Annotated in this window: 15 protein-coding genes and 3 pseudogenes; 15 read left to right on the top strand and 3 right to left on the bottom strand. The window is 71.5% G+C overall.

The features are described 5' to 3' along the window. Positions 1–323: 323 nt before the first annotated feature. From VAB18032_RS33345 to VAB18032_RS11015, 3 genes and pseudogenes are all read left to right on the top strand, one after another. Positions 324–404, top strand: a pseudogene (locus tag VAB18032_RS33345) (hypothetical protein); the annotation flags it as partial. A gap of 58 nt (positions 405–462) precedes the next feature. Continuing rightward, the gene (locus VAB18032_RS32785) at positions 463–705 is read left to right on the top strand and encodes a DUF2267 domain-containing protein (RefSeq protein ID WP_013732894.1); all 243 of its coding nucleotides are present in this window, start codon (positions 463–465) and stop codon (positions 703–705) included. Between the two features lie 55 nt (positions 706–760). Continuing rightward, entirely contained in the window at positions 761–1,030 is a 270-nt protein-coding gene (locus VAB18032_RS11015; RefSeq protein ID WP_086011323.1) for a hypothetical protein, read from the top strand. Positions 1,031–1,033: 3 nt separating this feature from the next. On the opposite strand, the pseudogene VAB18032_RS11020 reads toward VAB18032_RS11015, so the two are convergent. Beyond that, positions 1,034–2,151, bottom strand: a pseudogene (locus VAB18032_RS11020) (IS630 family transposase). 120 nt (positions 2,152–2,271) lie between these two features. After that, positions 2,272–2,535, bottom strand: coding sequence for a PDDEXK family nuclease (locus VAB18032_RS31600; protein WP_148272232.1), 264 nt, complete (start codon positions 2,533–2,535; stop codon positions 2,272–2,274). Between the two features lie 69 nt (positions 2,536–2,604). Between VAB18032_RS31600 and VAB18032_RS32790 the strand changes: the two genes are divergently transcribed. The 9 genes and pseudogenes from VAB18032_RS32790 (at position 2,605) to VAB18032_RS11060 (ending at position 11,923) form a co-directional block, all read left to right on the top strand. Continuing rightward, a complete protein-coding gene (locus VAB18032_RS32790) occupies positions 2,605–2,862 on the top strand; it encodes a hypothetical protein (RefSeq protein WP_244881190.1) in 258 nt (85 codons plus the stop codon). Positions 2,863–3,166: 304 nt separating this feature from the next. After that, positions 3,167–3,244: pseudogene (locus tag VAB18032_RS32795) on the top strand (CGNR zinc finger domain-containing protein); the annotation flags it as partial. 609 nt (positions 3,245–3,853) lie between these two features. Next, positions 3,854–4,897 (top strand): prenyltransferase/squalene oxidase repeat-containing protein, encoded by a 1,044-nt coding sequence (locus VAB18032_RS11030; RefSeq protein ID WP_013732902.1) that lies wholly within the window; start codon positions 3,854–3,856, stop codon positions 4,895–4,897. Positions 4,898–4,928: 31 nt separating this feature from the next. Continuing rightward, on the top strand, positions 4,929–5,423 hold the full coding sequence (locus tag VAB18032_RS11035) for a hypothetical protein (RefSeq protein ID WP_193386298.1): 495 nt from the start codon (positions 4,929–4,931) through the stop codon (positions 5,421–5,423). 334 nt (positions 5,424–5,757) lie between these two features. Continuing rightward, positions 5,758–7,209, top strand: coding sequence for a prenyltransferase/squalene oxidase repeat-containing protein (locus tag VAB18032_RS11040; RefSeq protein WP_013732904.1), 1,452 nt, complete (start codon positions 5,758–5,760; stop codon positions 7,207–7,209). Further along, the gene (locus VAB18032_RS32045; RefSeq protein WP_043720403.1) at positions 7,206–8,141 is read left to right on the top strand and encodes a hypothetical protein; all 936 of its coding nucleotides are present in this window, start codon (positions 7,206–7,208) and stop codon (positions 8,139–8,141) included. The genes VAB18032_RS11040 and VAB18032_RS32045 overlap by 4 nt, the downstream gene beginning before the upstream one ends. Further along, positions 8,134–9,378 carry a CbiQ family ECF transporter T component gene (locus VAB18032_RS11050; RefSeq protein ID WP_013732906.1) on the top strand — a complete coding sequence of 415 codons (1,245 nt, stop codon included), beginning with the start codon at positions 8,134–8,136 and terminating at the stop codon, positions 9,376–9,378. Before VAB18032_RS32045 ends, VAB18032_RS11050 begins: the two co-directional genes overlap by 8 nt. Beyond that, positions 9,375–11,006, top strand: coding sequence for an ABC transporter ATP-binding protein (locus tag VAB18032_RS11055; RefSeq protein ID WP_013732907.1), 1,632 nt, complete (start codon positions 9,375–9,377; stop codon positions 11,004–11,006). The genes VAB18032_RS11050 and VAB18032_RS11055 overlap by 4 nt, the downstream gene beginning before the upstream one ends. Then, positions 11,003–11,923, top strand: coding sequence for an ECF transporter S component (locus VAB18032_RS11060; protein WP_013732908.1), 921 nt, complete (start codon positions 11,003–11,005; stop codon positions 11,921–11,923). Before VAB18032_RS11055 ends, VAB18032_RS11060 begins: the two co-directional genes overlap by 4 nt. A 116-nt stretch (positions 11,924–12,039) precedes the next feature. Here VAB18032_RS11060 and VAB18032_RS11065 read toward each other — a convergent pair whose 3' ends face one another. After that, positions 12,040–13,470 (bottom strand): short-chain fatty acyl-CoA regulator family protein, encoded by a 1,431-nt coding sequence (locus VAB18032_RS11065; RefSeq protein WP_013732909.1) that lies wholly within the window; start codon positions 13,468–13,470, stop codon positions 12,040–12,042. Between the two features lie 143 nt (positions 13,471–13,613). Between VAB18032_RS11065 and VAB18032_RS11070 the strand changes: the two genes are divergently transcribed. The 3 genes from VAB18032_RS11070 to VAB18032_RS11080 are packed head-to-tail and all read left to right on the top strand — an operon-like array spanning position 13,614 to position 17,250. After that, positions 13,614–15,173 carry an MmgE/PrpD family protein gene (locus tag VAB18032_RS11070; protein WP_232510775.1) on the top strand — a complete coding sequence of 520 codons (1,560 nt, stop codon included), beginning with the start codon at positions 13,614–13,616 and terminating at the stop codon, positions 15,171–15,173. Further along, the gene (prpB, locus tag VAB18032_RS11075) at positions 15,170–16,081 is read left to right on the top strand and encodes a methylisocitrate lyase (RefSeq protein ID WP_013732911.1); all 912 of its coding nucleotides are present in this window, start codon (positions 15,170–15,172) and stop codon (positions 16,079–16,081) included. Before VAB18032_RS11070 ends, prpB begins: the two co-directional genes overlap by 4 nt. 47 nt (positions 16,082–16,128) lie before the next feature. Continuing rightward, positions 16,129–17,250: a bifunctional 2-methylcitrate synthase/citrate synthase gene (locus tag VAB18032_RS11080; RefSeq protein WP_013732912.1), complete on the top strand. Its 1,122-nt coding sequence runs from the start codon at positions 16,129–16,131 to the stop codon at positions 17,248–17,250. Position 17,251 lies beyond the last annotated feature (1 nt).

Consider the following 17,251-nt stretch of genomic DNA (forward strand, 5'->3'; position numbering starts at 1 on the left):
TGCCGCTTCCGACCATCGTCGGGCCGGACGCCCTGCAGAAGCACGCCAACATGGGACCAGCGTTTGGCCGTTGCCTTCTACCGGCTGATCGGCGCGTTGCTGTGCGCGTCTTGTCTACCTAGCCCGCCAGCCCTGACCTGCTGAAGGAGCAGGTCAGGGACGGGGCGTTCCCCGTCGAGCGGCTCGGAGCCCTCGTCGGGATCGCGCTCCGCCACCACCCGGCTGCGGGGCGAACCGCCGTTTCACCCGGGCGGGCGCGGGCACCCGCCGTAATCGGTTCGAAAGGGGGATCCGAGGTGAACTACACCGAGTTCGTCCAGTCCGTGGCAGCACGACCGAAGGTTCCACCGGGGCAGGCGGAACCGATCACCCGCGCCACGCTCGAGACGTTGGCAGAAAGGATCACAGGCGGCCAGGCGAGGGACCTCGCCTCCCAACTCCCTCAGGAAACCACGAGGGCTGGTGGCCAGGCCCACCGAAGATCCGGAACGGTTCGGACTGGCCGAATTCTTCGAACGGGTGCAGTCACGGGCCGGGGTGGATCACCAGGTGGCCACCGACGGAGCACGGGCCGTGCTGGACACCCTTCGTGAGTCGGTCAGAGCGAAGGAGTACGGGGACACTGTCGACCAGTTGCCGCAGGAGTTCTGGCAGTTGACCGGGCCGAGGGCTGAACGGCTCCAGACCCGCGGGGTTGGCACCTAGCTAGTGCCTTGACCACGAACGTTCACGGTGTCGAGTGGACGGTAGCCTCGGCGCGGTGACGGAGGACGACTTCATGATCAGGCTGAGCCGGGACGAGGCGTTGGTGTTCTCAGACTGGCTTCACCGGATGATGGGCACTGCCGATTTCGACGAGTTGGTCGATCGCGACCAGGCAGTTTGGTCCCCGCTGTATCGCATCTCCGGGACGCTGGAGACCTCGCTGGCGGAGGTGTTCAGGCCGGATTACCCCGTCCGGCTGCAGGAGGCGAGGAACCGGCTACTGGATGCGCTTGGCGGGGTGGGGCGGGCAACCGGCGATGCGTGACGCTCAGGCGGCACGTGTAGTCGGCTGCCGCCAGCCTCGTTGGCGTTCGCTGCGAATGCGGGCGCGTTCGCGGCGTTGGGCGGCCAGGACGTCGGGATTACGTGCGTTGACGTTTCGCCAGCGCAGGTAGGCCTGCAGTTTGCGGGTCAGGACGGTGTGGTTCGGGTGGTCGGAGCCGGCGATCACGAAGGTCCGCAGCGGGCCGAACTGGGCTTCTATCGGGTTGGCCCAGGACGCATACGTCGGGGTGAAGCACAGTTCGACTTGTTCTGAGCCGCCCACGCCCGGATCTTGAGGCCCTTGTGCGCGGAGAGGTTGTCGAGGATGACGTAGATCGGCGCTCCGTCCGGACGCGCAGCCCGGATCGATTTGAGCGCGGCCAGGGTGTTCGCAGCGCTCTTGCGACGCCTGACGATGCCCCAGAGTTGGTCGTCCCCGACGCTGTAGCAGCCGTGGAATTGCCGGACGCCGTGCAGCTTGTGGTAGTTCGCCGGCAGCCGCTGCGGATGCCCGGACGGCGCCCACCCGGCACCGGCCTGTGGACGGATGACCAGTGGCCCGAACTCGTCGAAGGCGAACACCCGCTGCGGGAAATGCGCGGTGACGTACTCGATGCGGGCCAGCTTGGCATCCCGGTCGGGGTCGGTGGACTCCTTCCACGTCTTCGTCCGCTGAAAGGTGATCTTGTGCTGGTGCAGGATCTGCCGCAGACGTTCCCGCCCGATCCGAACTCGGCGAGTGGCATGGGCGGTGAGGTAGTCGGCGAGCTTGCGCACGCTCCACCGGGTGAACGGCCGCCTCAGTGCTGCGGGGCGGGCGTTGGCCGTCTCGACGATGAACGCTTCGTCATCGTCGCTGATCAGGCGGGGACGGCCACCCGCCCACTGAGGGTCCAGGCTGGCCATGCCCATCTCGTTGAACCGGTGGATGACCTGCCGGACCGTGTCCTCGTCCGCCTGCACCAGCCAGGCGATCGCCGGCACCGTGTTCCCACCGGCCGAAGCAAGCACGACCATGGCCCGCCGTAATCGGACCGGCGAGCCGGTACCACGACGGGTGATCCTCAGCAGCTGCTGACCCTCCTGGTCACTGAGCCGCCGGACGCGCACGGGTTCTGCCACCGCCACAGCCTGAAGCCCGCGACGCCGCCCGTCAGCCAAGCCGGACGGCGTGTCATCCAACACCGCGAACCTTCGTGGTCAGAGCACTAGGGAGCTCCTGGAAAGCCATGCCGTCGATGCTCATCCTTCAAGTGCAGTGAATCCTCGGCGGGTTCGCACCGACTTGACGATGCGGTGAACTGCCAGGTTCACGTCCTCGTGCTCCCATACGACGATCAGCAGCCAGCCAGCGTCCTCGAGCGCCTGGCGGGTTCGTTTGTCGCGGTCCATGTTTTCGGGCAGCTCGATCAAGAGCGATGGCGACGACGCGCACCACCACGCCGTCTGTGGCGCCTGCGGCGACATGCGGCAGTTGCCCGAGGCGGTCGACGCGAGCCTCGCCACCGCACGCGCCGTCGGGCCAGATCTGCCCGCCCAGCCCGGCGGTGTCGTCGTCTACGGACGGTGCGCGGGGTGCCGGACAGCGACCCGATAAGGGCACAACCCGTCGGCGTACGGTCGGCCCCGACGACGGTGGGATCACAGCGTCCATCCCGTGCCCGCGGCGCCGGCACGGGCAACCGCAGCGGGCTGGCCGACAGCTATCGACTCGCCCTGCGGGCGATGGCACTGGCCAACGCACGGCTCGACGATCTCACCGACGCGCGGACGCTGCTGGCCGACCATCCCCCACTGTCCGCCGTCGTGGACACCGACCTGCACAGGCTGTAGGTGGTCGGACATCGCCTGCGTCAGGTGTTCCAGAGCGTGACGGCAGGCGGCGAGCGGGAGGCGGTGGACGAGCTCAAAGCCCTGCTGGCCCGGTACCGGTTCCGGCCAATGATCTCCGGCACCTCGGCGGTCGACTGGCCGTGCACGTCGCCGCACCTGGCACACCGCGCTCGGTCGAGTACGTCGCTGCCGCCGTGTGGGGACTCGCCGTGTGGCTGTGTGAACGGGGTATCGACCGGCTCGGCGTCTCGCGGAACCACGGTGCCCGACCGCGTTCCTCGACGACAGCAGCAACCGATGCCGCCGGTTCTGCTCCGACCGGTGCGCCACCCGCCACCACGTCCGCGCCCACCGCGCCAGACACCGCGCCACCCAGCCCTGACCACCGCCCAGGGAAGCCGGTCGATGGTCAGGGCGCAGCCGGTGGAATGAGGAGCTTTACCGAGTGTGGCGACCCAGGCAATCGGGAGCCGAACCCGATCCGGACTGAGCTTCCCCATCCGCATCCGGACGAGGCCGACCTTTACGCAGACCTGCTCACCGACCGGTATGCCCCGGGTCTACGTCTGGAGCAGGAACGTGTCCGGCACGATCGAGCGGGCACTCCGTCGAGGGAATTGCCAGATCGATGGTTGTTCTTAATCCCTTGTGGCGGTCACGCCGGATGGCTGATCCGGCTGGAGGGGGTCCCCACCCGTCACGGTCACATACGGTGCGTGTCTGGTCGCGGATTGACAGCGGCTGCGGGGTGGACGAGACTGGCGCGACAATTGAACAGCCGCGTGTGCGTGCGGGGGAAGTCCGGTCGAAGTCCGGCGCTGGCCCGCAACGGTGGGCCGCCAGGGGTATCCCTGGTGGCGAGCCCGAATACCTGCCGTGCCCGCGAGTCCTGCTCCTCACCCGTCGTGGCCCACGGGTCGGAGGCCGGCCAGTCGCGCCCTCGCCGGGCGGGCCGGGTTCTGACGACCGCCGGGCCGGAAAGGCGCTTCCGATGGTCGTCCGCCTGAGCCGGCACCGCCTGCTCGCCCTGTTCTGCGGCGTACTCGCCGCTCTCACCCTGGCCACCCCGGCGGTCGCCGCGCCCACTCAGGTGGGTGCCGTCCGGCCGGATGCGGCCGCTGGTTGGCTGGCCCGCCAACTCGTTGACGGGGAACGTTTCGAGACCGTCTTCGACGGCGTCGCGTACCCGGACCAGGGGCTGACCCTCGACGCGGTCTTCGCGTTCGCTGCCGCCGGTGCCGCCGACGACTTCGGCGCCCAGGCCCTGGCCTGGGTCACCCGACCGGGCGTTCGCGACGGGTACATCGGCGACGGAGTCACCGAGGCGTACGCGGGTGCGACCGCCAAGCTTGCCCTTGCGGTCGCGGTGCGCGGCGGTGACCCGACTGACGTCGGCGGTGTGGATCTCATCGCCCGGCTGCGCTCGCTCCAGTCGCCCAGTGGCCGTTTCACCGACCTGTCGGCGTGGGGTGATTTCAGCAACGCGTTCAGCCAGTCGTTCGCCATCCTCGCGTTGGACCGGACCACGCAGGGCGTGCCGACGGCCGCCGCCGGGTGGCTGGCCGGCACGCGGTGCCCCGACGGCGGCTATCCGCTGCTGGCGGCCCAGCCGGTCTGTGTCTCCGATGTGGATGCCACCGCCGTCGTGGTGCAGGCGCTGCGTGCCGCCGGCCGGTCGGCCGACGCCGCTGCAGGGCTGCGCTGGCTGGTTTCCGTGCAGCGCGTCGACGGCGGTTTCGCCAGCGCGGGCGGGGTCGCGAATGCGAACAGCACCGGGTTGGCGGCGCAGGCGCTGCGCGACGGGGGTCGGCCGGTGGCCTGGCTGCGGGCCCGGCTCTTCCTGGCCGGACTACAGGTCGGCTGCGCCGCGCCGGTGGCCGACCGGGGAGCGGTTGATTTCGACGGTGGGGTCTTCGACCCGGCGACCGCCACCCGCGCCACCGCCCAGGCCGTGCTCGGCCTGACCGGCACCGGATATGCCCGGCTCACCACGGCCACCGCGTCTCCCGGTGCCCCCATCCTGCGCTGCCGCTGACGGTCCAGACAGCGCCCGTCCCCTCGAAGGAGTGTCCATGTCCTTTGTCCAGATTCCCGTCCGTAGGTGGCTCGCCGGTGTGCTGGCCACCGCCGTAGTCGCTCTCGGACTGATCGCTGTCGAACCGTCCCCGCGGGCTGCGCAGGCCACCACGTGCACCGGGACGTCCGGTGTCACCGTGGTGGTCGACTACGGTTCGCTCGGTGGCGGCGTCCAGGTGGCGTGTGCTCTCGGTGACCCGGCCACCGGGCTTGCCGCGCTGCAGGGCGCCGGCTTCACGGTGACCGGAACGCAGCGGTGGGGCCTGGGGTTCGTCTGTCGGATCAACGGTCAACCGACCGCCGCGACTGAGCCCTGCATCAACACCCCGCCGGCTAGCGCGTATTGGTCGTACTGGCACGCCTCGGGCAGCGGCGCCGCCTGGACGTACAGCACGCTGGGGGCGACGAGTTACAACCCGGCGCCGGGCACGGTCGAGGGATGGTCCTTCGGTGCCGGTGTGGCACCCAGCATCACCGCCCCCTGACCTGCAGATCGGGCTGATGAGCCGCTGACGCCTGCCGGGTGTCGACGCCGTCTGGCACCGTAGGGCGACCGCACGGTACGGTGTCGACACCCGGCGTGTCGGGCACACAACTGAATGCGTCCCGTTCGGGGGGAAGCCGGTAAAAGCCGGCGCTGACCCGCAACCGTGAGCGAGCCCTGTCTCGCGAGCCGGAATGCCCCGAATCGGACGAGCGGCTTCCACTGTCGAGGTCTACAGGGTGAAGTCCGGGCAGCCGACTTTCGGCACGTCGTCGCGACGGCGTTGCCGGTGCCTTCCGGAGCTTTCACCGACCGCTCTGCGAAAGGCACCCCTGATGCCCACATCCCCGCTCCGGCGCGTCGGCGCCGGTCTCGGCGTCGCCGTCGCCACGGCGCTCGCCATCGTCGTCGCCACACCCCCTTCTGGGGTGGCCGCCTCCTCTGCGGCCCACAGCGCTGCCGCGCGTGACGCCGCAGCCTGGCTCGCCGGCGAGTACGCCGACGGTGTCCTGCCCGGGCCGTTCGGTGGTGCCGACTGGGGCCTCACCATCGACGGCATGCTCGCCCTGGCCGCCACCGGCGTCGACCCGTCGACCCGGCAGGCGGCGACCGCGCAGATCGCCGCGAACGTGCGCTCCTACAACAGCTACGACGACTGGGGCATCGAGGGCTTCACCGACGGTGGCGCCACCGCGAAGTTGCTCTATGCGGCCTCCGCCGCCGGCACCGATCCGACCGACTTCGGTGGCTGGGACCTACGGGCGGAAACCCTGGCGCTGGTCTCCGGGGCGCACACCGGTCACCAGCACGGTCGGATCACCAGCCGCACCACCGACGAGTCCGGCCAGGACCCGTCCAACACCTTCGATCAGAGCTTCGCGGTCCTCGGACTGGCCCGCAGCGGCGGCGCACCGCAGGAGACGGTCGACTTCCTGGTCCGGCAGCAGTGCGCGGCCGGTGGGTTTCGGCTGTACCCGGATGCTGCGGGCGCACCGTCGCCGTCCTGCGACGCCGAGAGCAACGCCACGCTCGATGTCGACTCGACCGCGATGGCCGTCCAGGCGCTGCTGGCCGCGGGTGCCGACGACGCGGCGGGACGCGGCGCGGACTGGCTGGTGGCACAGCAACGCGCCGACGGGTCCTTCGGTGGGTCCGGGCCGACCAGCGGCGCGAACTCCAACAGCACCGGCCTCGCCGGCCAGGCACTCGCCGCGGCCGGCCGCGACACCGAGGCCACCCGGGCCGCCCAGGCCCTGGCAGCGCTGCAGCTCACCGGAGCCAACGGTGGTGCCGCTACGGCTGACGCAGGAGCCATCGCCTACGACACCGGCGCGCTGACCGAGGCGGTCGACGAGGGCATCACCGACAACCTTCGGGACCAGTGGCGTCGCGCTACCGCCCAGGCGCTGCTCGGCCTGGCCCAGGTGCCGCTCGGCCGGATCGGTCTCGATCCGCCGCCCACCGGCGGCCCTACCCCGTCGACCAGCGCGTCGCCCACGCCCACCGGCTCGCCCGCACCGTCCGCGTCACCGACGCCGACCGACGCGCCGACCGCCAGCCCGACGCCGAGCGCGTCGCCGAGCGACACGCCCACCGCCGGCCCGACGCCGAGTGACACACCGTCCACGCCTGTCGCCACGCCGACCGTGAGCACCAGCCCGGTCGCGGGCGGACCGGGACGCCTGCCGACCACCGGCGTGGCCATCGGCGGGTACGTGCTCACCGCGCTGCTGCTCGTCGGCGGGGGAGCGGTGCTGCTGGTGCTGGGCCGCCGGCGGGCCACATGAGCAGCCGGGCGGTCCGTGCGGCAGTGGTGCTCGCGGTGACCGCCGCGAGCACGGCCGTCGGGGCGGCTCCGGCCCAGGCCGCCGGCCGCGCCGGTCATTGTCCGGACGCCGACGGGGTGACCGTGGTGGTCGACTTCAAGGAACTCGGCGGTGGGGTGGTTATCCGCTGCGCCCCGGGCGACCAGGCCACCGGCCTTGCCGCGCTGAAGAACGCCGGCTTCCAGATCACCGGCACCCTGCGCTGGGGCGAGGGCTTCATCTGCCGGATCGAGGGTAAACCCTCGGCCGCGACGGAGAAGTGCGTGGACACCCCGCCGGCCAGCGCCTACTGGTCGTACTGGCACGCGCCGGACGGCGGTGCCTGGACGTACAGCGACAAGGGGGTCCTCAACCGCAAGCCCCCGGCGGGCAGCTTCGAAGGCTGGTCGTTCTCGCTGAACCGCAGCGCCGACAATGCGCCGCGACCCGCGGTGGCACCGAACCGGCCGGCACCGCCGCGCACCACACCACCGGCACCGCCGCCGCCCCGCACCTCGGCACCGGCCCCGCCACCACCCGCACCTACCCCACCAGCACCGGGCAACCCGCCACCCGCCCTCCCGCCACCGACCGCGGACGCACCCGTGGCACCCGGCGTCGGCACCCCGACCGGTGCAGGTGGTACGCCCGCCGCCTCGGTCCCGGTCGCGCCGACCGGCGACCCGTCGGGCCCTGCGCCGCAGGTGCCGCCGACGGCGAGCGTCGTTCCGCCCCTGGGCGCCGCCCCCGTGCCGTCGACCGACCCGACGGGCTCGCTCCCGCCGGTCGAGGTGACCGGGGCCCGGGACGGCGACGGTCTGCCGCTGGGCACCCTGGCCGGGCTGTTCCTGCTGGTGGCACTGGTCGGCGGCGGTGTCCTCGCGGCCCGTCGTCGGCGTACCCCGGATGACTGACCGGGCCGTCGTCGACAGCGGACCGCCCGCCCGGGTGTCGGCGTGGTCCGGGGTCCGGTCCGTCCGGGCCGGCCGGCTACCGCGCAGCCTGCACCCGGGCGCGTGGTGGTGCTGGGCGCTGGGGCTGGCCACCGCCGCCAGCCACACCACGAACCCGCTGCCGCTGGCGATGATCGTCGCCGCGGCCGCGCTGGTGGTGGTCCGTCGTCGCGGCAACGCCCCCTGGGCGCTGGCGTTCCGGATGTACCTGGTGCTCGGTGCGGTGATCGTGGCGATGCGGGTGCTGTTCCGCCTCGTCTTCGGCGGTGGTCAGGGCGACCACGTCCTGCTCCACCTGCCGGAGATCCCGCTGCCCGCCTGGGCGGCCGGTATCCGGCTGTTCGGTCCCGTCGCCGCCGAACAACTTCTCGGCGGCTTCTACGACGGGCTGCGGCTGGCCACGATGCTGATCTGCCTCGGCGCCGCCAACGCCCTGGCCAACCCGAAGCGGCTACTCAAGGCCGTACCCGGCGCCCTGTACGCGGTCAGCACGGCGGTGGTGGTCGCCCTGTCGGTCGCCCCGCAACTGGTCGAGAGCGTGCTGCGGGTACGCCGCGCCCGCCGACTGCGCGGTGCTGCCGGGCACGGCCTGCGCGCCCTGCGGGGCATCGCCCTGCCGGTGCTGGCCGACGCCCTGGACCGGTCCCTCGCCCTGGCGGCGGCGATGGACTCGCGGGGTTACGGACGCACCGCCGCCGTACCGGCCGGTCAGCGTGCACTCACCGGCGCCCTGGTGCTCGCCGGGCTGGTCGGCGTCTGCGTCGGCACGTACGGCCTGCTCGACGCGACCGTGCCCGGCTACCTCGGCCTGCCGATGCTGCTCGCCGGGCTGGCCACGGCAGTGGCCGGAATGCTGCTGGCCGGGCGTCAGGTGCGGCGTAGCCGCTACCGCCCCGACCGGTGGCGGCTGGCCGAGCTGGCCGTCGCCGGGTGCGGCCTGGCCACTGCTGCGGTGATGACGATGGCCGGCACGGTGGATCCGGAGCGGCTCTACCCGCCGGTCAGCCCGCTCACCTGGCCGGAGTTGACGCCCCTGTTGGTGCTCGCGGTGCTGGTGGCGGTGGCACCGGCCTGGCTGGCCCCACCGGCGCCGACGGCGAACCCCGCCCCGCGACCGCTGCCCGTGCCACCGGCGGCGACCGGCCGTACCGACCACACGTCGCCTCGCGACACCGCCCAGCCGGAGGCGCACCGATGATCGACTTCGACCGGGTCACCGTCCGGTACGCCGAGAGCCGTGAGCCGATGCTGCGCGACGTGCGCCTGCACATCCCGGAGGGCGAGCTGTGCCTGGTCGCCGGGCGCACCGGAGCCGGCAAGTCGACGCTGCTGCGGGCCATCAACGGCCTGGTGCCGCACTTCACCGGCGGCACCCTGTACGGCACCGTCACCGTGCACGGCCGCGACACCCGGGCACATCCGCCGCGTGACCTGGCCGACGTCGTCGGCGTGGTCGGCCAGGACCCGCTCGCCGGCTTCGTCACCGACACCGTCGAGGAGGAACTCGCCTACGGCATGGAACAACTCGCGCTGCCCGCGTCGGTCATGCGCAAGCGCGTCGAGGAGACCCTCGACCTGCTCGGCATCGCCGAGCTGCGGGACCGTCCGCTGCGGACGCTCTCCGGCGGGCAGCAGCAGCGGGTCGCCATCGGCGCGGTCCTCACCAGCCACCCGCAGGTGCTGGTGCTCGACGAACCGACCTCGGCGCTGGACCCGACCGCCGCCGAGGACGTCCTGGCCGCCGTCACCCGCCTGGTCCACGACCTCGGCGTCACCGTGGTGGTGGCCGAGCACCGACTCGAACGCGTCGTGCAGTACGCCGACCGGCTGCTCTACCTGCCCGGCGACGGCACTGTCGTCGACGGGCCACCGGACGCCGTGCTCGCCGGCATCGAGCTGGCCCCGCCGTTGATCGAGTTGGGCCGTGTCGCCGGCTGGACACCCCTGCCGCTCTCCGTTCGCGACGCCCGGCGTCGTGCGGGCGACCTCCGGCAGCGGCTCGCCGACGCGTCGCCCCCACCGGCCGCGCCGGTGCCGGACGGCGTACCGGCGCTGACCGCGCGGGGTGTCGTGGTGCGGTACCCGGGCACGGTGGCGGTGCGCGGCGTCGACCTCGATCTGCATCCGGGACAGGTCGTCGCCCTGATGGGCCGCAACGGCTCCGGGAAGTCGAGCCTGCTCTGGGCGGTGCAGGGCAGCGGCCCACGCCAGGGCGGCACGGTGACCGTGCCCGGCCCGCACGGCGACACCGATCTGAAGGCGCTGCCCGCCGCGCGGGCCCGACGCCGGGTCGGACTGGTCCCGCAGACCCCCGGCGACCTGCTCTATCTGGAGACGGTGGATGCCGAGTGCACCCAGGCCGACCGGGAGTCCGAGGTGCCCGAGGGGACGTGCCGAGCGTTACTGGACCACCTCACCCCCGGGCTGCCGGCCGACCGGCACCCACGGGACCTGTCGGAGGGGCAGCGGCTGGCCCTCGCGCTCGCGGTCCAGCTCACCGCCGCCCCACCGGTGGTCCTGCTCGACGAGCCGACTCGGGGACTGGACTACCGGGCCAAGCGGCAGTTCGCCCGCGTGGTCCGTCGGCTGGCCGCGCAGGGTCGGGCGGTCGTGGTCGCCACCCATGACGTTGAACTCGTCGCCACCCTCGCCGACCGGGTCGTGGTGATGGCTCAGGGCGAGATCGTCGCCGACGGTACTGCCGCCGAGGTCATGCTCGCCTCACCGGCGTTCGCGCCCCAGGTCGCCAAGGTCCTGGCCCCGCAGCCCTGGCTGACGGTGGACCAGGTCACCACGGCGCTGACCCGAACCGAGGTGCCGCGATGAGCGTGCTGCGGGTCGCCCCGCGCACCGCCGTCATCCTGACCCTGGCCTCCGTCGCCGCGCTCGCCACCTTCACCTGGCCGTTCTTCGTCCCCGCCCAACCTGAGAGCATGGCCCGCACCACCGAGGCGCCGCTGGTCTTCATCATCGTCCTACCGATCCTGCTCGCGCTCGTTCTGGCCGAACTCAGCTCCGGCGGCATCGACAGCAAGGCCCTGGCGATGCTCGGCGTACTCGCCGCCGTCAACGCCGCCCTACGCCCGCTCGGCGCCGGCACCGCCGGCATCGAAACGGTGTTCTTCCTGCTCGTGCTCGCCGGCCGGGTCTTCGGACCCGGGTTCGGTTTCCTGCTGGGTGCCATCTCGCTGTTCGCCTCCGCGCTGCTCACCGCCGGGGTCGGACCCTGGCTGCCGTTCCAGATGCTGGCCGCGGCCTGGCTGGGGCTCGGCGCGGGGTTGCTGCCGTCCCGGCTGCGGGGGCGGGCCGAGATCGCCGTGCTGGCCGGGTACGGCGCGGTCGCCGCCTACGCGTACGGGCTGCTGATGAACCTCTGGTTCTGGCCGTTCAGCGTCGGCGCGGACACTCAACTCTCCTACGTCGCCGGTGCACCGGTGCTGGAGAACCTGCACCGCTTCGCGGTCTTCACCGCCGTCACCTCCACCTTCGGCTGGGACACCGGCCGGGCGGTCACCACCGCCGTCGCCATCGTCCTGGTCGGACCGGCTGTCCTGGCGGCGCTGCGCCGAGCCGCCCGCCGGGCCGCGTTCGACGCCCCGGTCACCTTCGCCACACCATCGGCACCTGGGCCTGTGCCGATCACGCCCGCAGAGGATGGTGGTTGCGGTGTGCTCCCGCAGGGCAGCGGACAGCAGGTTCCGGCGGTCGACCCTCATCTGCCGCCACAGACGCCCTTCCCATAGCGACGCGCTCGCGAGCGGGTAACCGGACGGGGTGCCATGTTCACCGCTCACCTGACGCGAGTTCGAGTACCGCCTGGTCGTCGAGTTGTGGCCGGAGCGGGCCGAGTAGCGGATGGTCACGACGGGGACGGCGGCGGCTCTGCCTGTCTGCGGTCCACCGGGTAGGGGATGACGGTGCGTCGGTTCTCGTCGATGAGCAGGTGCCCGGCGGCGGGCGGTCGCGCCCGTTGGGCGCAGTCGCGGCGTTCGCAGATGCGGCAGCCGAGGCCGATCGGGGTGGCGGTGCGGGGGTCGTCGAGGGCAACGCCGTCGCTGTAGACGAGCCGGTGGGCGTGGCGCAGTTCGCAGCCGAGAGCGACGGCGAAGGTGCTGCGCGGGCTGTGGTGTCCGCGTCCGCCGTGGGTGACGGTGCGGGCGATCCAGAAGTAGCGTTTGCCGTCGGGCATCTCGGCGACCTGGGTGAGGATCCGTCCGGGGGCGGCGAACGCTTCGTAGATGATCCATAGTGGGCAGGTGCCGCCGAAGCGGGAGAAGTGGAAGTCGGTTGCGGACTGTCGTTTGGAGATGTTGCCGGCGCGGTCGACGCGCAGGAAGGAGAACGGCACTCCGCGGCGGGTCGGTCGTTGCAGGGTGCTGAGCCGGTGGCAGGCGGTTTCGAAGCTGACGCCGTAGTGTCCGGCGAGTAGTTCGACGTCATAGCGCAGGTGTTCGGCCTGGCTGTGGAAGTCGGTGTAGGGCATCAGCAGCGCCCCTGCGTAGTAGTTGCCGAGGCCGATGCGGGCCAGCGCGGCTGCCGCCGGCGAGGTGAGGCCGGCTGCCAGTTCGCTGATCTGGTTGCCGTGTTCGAGGAATGCCAGCTGCGTGGCCATTTGGAAGGCGCGTTGGCCGTCGGTGTGGTTGGCGGCCAGGTGGAGTACGCGGCTGTCGGGGTCGAATCGGCGTGACTCGGCCGTGGGAGCTGTGACAACCACCCGGACGTCGTGTTGTTCGCGCAGGTGTCGGCCGAGCACCTCGGTGGCCCGGGCCGGGGTCAGCCGCAGGTAGCCGGCGAGCTGTTCGGCGGCGGTGTCCAGCGGGTCGAAGTGGTTGTAGTGCTCGTAGAAGAAGTCGCGTACGGCATCGTGCGGCTCACCGAGTAGCGGGGGGTTGCCGGTGGGTCCGGCGAGGGCGGCGACCCGTCCGGCGGCGTCCTGGTAGCGCTGGTGCAGGGCGACCAGGGCGCGCGCGGCGGTCGGGTAGTCGCGGACCAGCTCGACGACCTCGACCGGGTCGACACTCACGCCGCTGGCCTCGTCGGCTAGCGCGGTGCGGACGTCGGCGCCGAGTCGCTCCGCATCGGTGTCGGCGAAGTGTTCCGGATCGACGCCGAGCACCTTGGCCAGGCGCAACAGGATGGGCGCGGTCAGCGTGCGCTGGCTGTTCTCGATCTGGTTGAGGTAGCTGGTGGAGATGTCCAGGCGGCGGGCGAGTTCGGCTTGGGTGAGGCCGTGCTCACGGCGGAGTCGACGCAGTTTGGCGTGCGCGTAGAGCTTCTTGTCGGCCGTCACTTGTCGCCTTCTTTCAGCACGCCGGAGCTGCGAATATAACACTTGCAAGGTTTGCAGACGTTGCAGTTTTGCTGCTCACGCGGTGGAAAGTACGCATCTTCCGGGCCTCGACGCAGACCTTGTTGGCCGGTGAGCCTGACAGGGTGACCGCCGAGCCTGAGGAGGCCCCGTTGATCGAGCACGTCGTACGCGTATCGCCCAGTGCGGAACGGCTGCCCCGCGACCGGCAACTGGCCTGGGCGCTGGCCGAGGTGGCCACCGCGCGCGCTCCGCTGGACTCCGACGCGGCGGCGATGGTCACCAACCGGGTGATCGACAACGCCGCAGTGGCGATGGCGTCGCTGTCCCGGCGTGCGGTCGCGGTGGCCCGGGCACAGACCCGACCGCATCAGGCGGCGCCGGGGGCCTCGGTCTTCGGTGCCGATCCGGCGCTGCGGGTGTCGCCGGAGTGGGCGGCCTGGGCCAACGGCACCGCGGTGCGGGAGTTGGACTTCCACGACACCTACCTGGCGGCGGACTACTCCCACCCAGGGGACAACATCCCCCCGTTGCTCGCGGTCGCCCAGCACGTCGGCGCCGACGGCGCGGATCTGCTGCGTGGACTACTGGTCGCCTATGAGGTGCACGTGGCCCTGGTGACCGGAATCTGTCTGCACAAGCACAAGATCGACCATGTGGCGCATCTGAGCGCGGCGACCGCCTGCGGCCTGGGGGCGCTGCTGCGCCTGCCCACCGAGGTGGTCTACCAGGCCATCGGACAGGCCGTGCACACCACCACCGCCACCCGCCAGTCCCGCAAGGGCGAGATTTCCTCGTGGAAGGCGTTCGCTCCCGCGTTCGCCGGCAAGGCGGCGATCGAGGCGGTCGACCGCGCGATGCGGGGCGAAGGCGCTCCGGCGCCCATCTACGAGGGCGAGGACGGATTCATCGCCTGGCTGCTCGAGGGTCCGGACGCCGCCTACACGGTGCCGCTGCCGGCACCCGGGGAACCGCTACGCGGCATCCTGCGCACCTACACCAAGGAACACTCCGCCGAGTACCAGGCCCAGGCGCTCATCGATCTGGCCCGCGCGATGCGGGAGAAGTTGCCCGGCATCGACACCGCCGCGGGGGTGGAGCGGGTCGAGTCGATCGTGTTGCACACCAGCCACCACACCCATCACGTGATCGGCTCGGGAGCGAACGATCCGCAGAAGTACGACCCAAACGCGAGCCGGGAGACGCTGGACCACTCCATCCCCTACATCCTCGCGGTGGCGTTGCAGGACGGCGCGTGGCACCACATCGGCTCGTACGATCCGCAGCGGGCAGCCCGACCGGACACCGTCACCCTGTGGCGGAAGATCACCACGGTGGAGGATCCGGAGTGGACCCGCCGTTACCACAGCCCGGACCCGGCGGAGAAGGCGTTCGGCGGACGGCTGGTGGTCACCCTCACCGACGGCACCGTGCTGGAGGACTCGCTGGCCCTGGCCGATGCCCACCCGGACGGCGCGCGGCCCTTCGACCGCCCGGCGTACGTCCGCAAGTTCACCACCCTCGCCGACGGCGTCGTCTCCGCCGAGGCCCAGCACGATTTCCTGGACGCAGCCGCCCGGTTGGCCGACCTCACCCCCGAGCACCTGTCAGCGTTGTTCCCCAGGGTCGACCACGAGGCGATCGCGCAGGCCGACGACGTGCTGCCGAAGGGGATCTTCCGATGACCTACCTCTACGCCCGTACGAGCACCACCGCCAAGCGGAAGGCGCTACGTGCTGGCCTCGCCAGCGGTCTACTGCTGCGGCTGCCGGGCGCGTTCAATCCGCTGACCGCCCGCCTGGTGCAGCAGACCGGTTTCGAAGGGGTCTACGTCTCCGGCGGGGCGCTGTCGGCCGCCGCCGGGCTGCCGGACATCGGGCTGACCACGCTCAGCGAGGTCGCCGGGTGGGCCGCGGATATCGCCGCCAGTACCGACCTGCCGGCGCTGGTCGACGCCGACACCGGGTTCGGTGAGCCGTTGAACGCGGCCCGCACCATCCAACGGTTGGAGGACGCCGGGCTGGCCGGCTGCCACCTGGAGGACCAGGTCAACCCGAAGCGCTGCGGGCATCTGGACGGCAAGGCGCTCATCGCGCCGCAGGACATGGTGCGCCGTCTGCGGGCCGCCGTGGCCGCGCGCCGCGACCCGGACTTCCTGATCGTCGCCCGGACCGATGCGCGCGGCGTCGAGGGCCTGACCGGCGCGATCGAGCGGGCCAAGGCGTACGTCGACGCCGGCGCGGACGCGATCTTCCCGGAGGCGCTGGCCGACGAGGCGGAGTTCGCCGCCTTCCGGGCCGCCGTCGAGGTGCCGCTGCTGGCCAACATGACCGAGTTCGGCAAGGGTCCGACCCTCGACGTCGACCAGCTCCGCAACCTCGGCTACAACCTGGTCATCTATCCCGTCACCACACTGCGTCTGGCGATGGGCGCGGTCGAGGCCGGCCTGCGCCGACTCGCCGCCGACGGCACCGCCACCGGACTGCTCGACACGATGATGACCCGCTCCCGGCTCTACGAGGTCATCGACTACGACGAGTACAGCCGCTTCGACGCCGACATCGCCAGCTTCACCCTGCCACCCGACGCCTGACTTCCGAACCCGCCCACGATCCACCCCGAAGCACGGAGGACGACACCGTGAGCACCAACATCCATCGCGGCCTGGCCGGCGTCGTGGTCGACGCCACCGCCATCTCCACCGTGATCAACGAGACCAACTCGCTGACCTACAGCGGGTACGCCGTCCAGGACCTCGCCGCCTCCCGCACCTGGGAGGAGGTCGCCTACCTGCTCTGGCACAGCGACCTGCCCGACGCCACCCAACTGGCCGACTTCCGCGCCGCCGAGGCCGCCCAGCGGTCCCTGGACCGCTGCGGGCAGGAATTGCTGCGCAAGCTCCCCGAGACCTGCCACCCGATGGACGTGCTGCGCACCGCGGTCTCCTACCTGGGTGCCCAGGACCCGACCGAGGACCACGCCGACCGTACGGCCAACCAGGCCAAGGCCCTCTCGCTGTTCGCGAAACTGCCCACCGTCGTGGCCCTCGACCTCCGCCGTCGTCGGGGTCAGGATCCGATCCCACCCGACCCGACCCTCGGCTACGTGGAGAACTTCTTCCACATGTGCTTCGGCGAGGAACCGCCGGCCGACGTGGTCCGGGCCTTCGAGACCACGATGATCCTGTACGCCGAGCACAGCTTCAACGCCTCCACCTTCGCCGCCCGGGTGATCACCTCAACGCTGTCCGACCTGTACAGCGCGGTCACCGGCGCGATCGGTGCACTCAAGGGCCCGCTGCACGGCGGGGCGAACGAGGCGGTCATGCACATGCTCGTCGAGATCGACGACCCGGCCCGGGTAGAGGGATGGCTCGATGAGGCCCTGGCGGCCAAGCGAAAGATCATGGGGTTCGGGCACCGGGTCTACAAGAACGGAGACTCCCGCGTCCCGATCATGCAGGCCGCCCTGGACAACCTGATCGCCACCTACGCCGACGACCGCACCCGCCGGCTTGCCGAGATCTACACCCGTCTCCAGGGTGCGATGCTCGACCGCAAGGGAATTCACCCCAACCTCGACTACCCCTCCGCGCTGGCGTACCACCTGATGGGCTTCGACATCGCAACCTTCACACCGATCTTCGTGATGAGCCGGATCACCGGCTGGACCGCCCACATCGTCGAGCAGCTCACCGCCAACGTGCTCATCCGCCCGCTGAGCGTCTACGCAGGCCCGCAACCGCGTCCGGTACCGGCCTGAC

Origin of the sequence: Micromonospora maris AB-18-032 (genome assembly GCF_000204155.1) — a bacterium.
In the GTDB taxonomy this organism is placed as follows: domain Bacteria; phylum Actinomycetota; class Actinomycetes; order Mycobacteriales; family Micromonosporaceae; genus Micromonospora; species Micromonospora gifhornensis.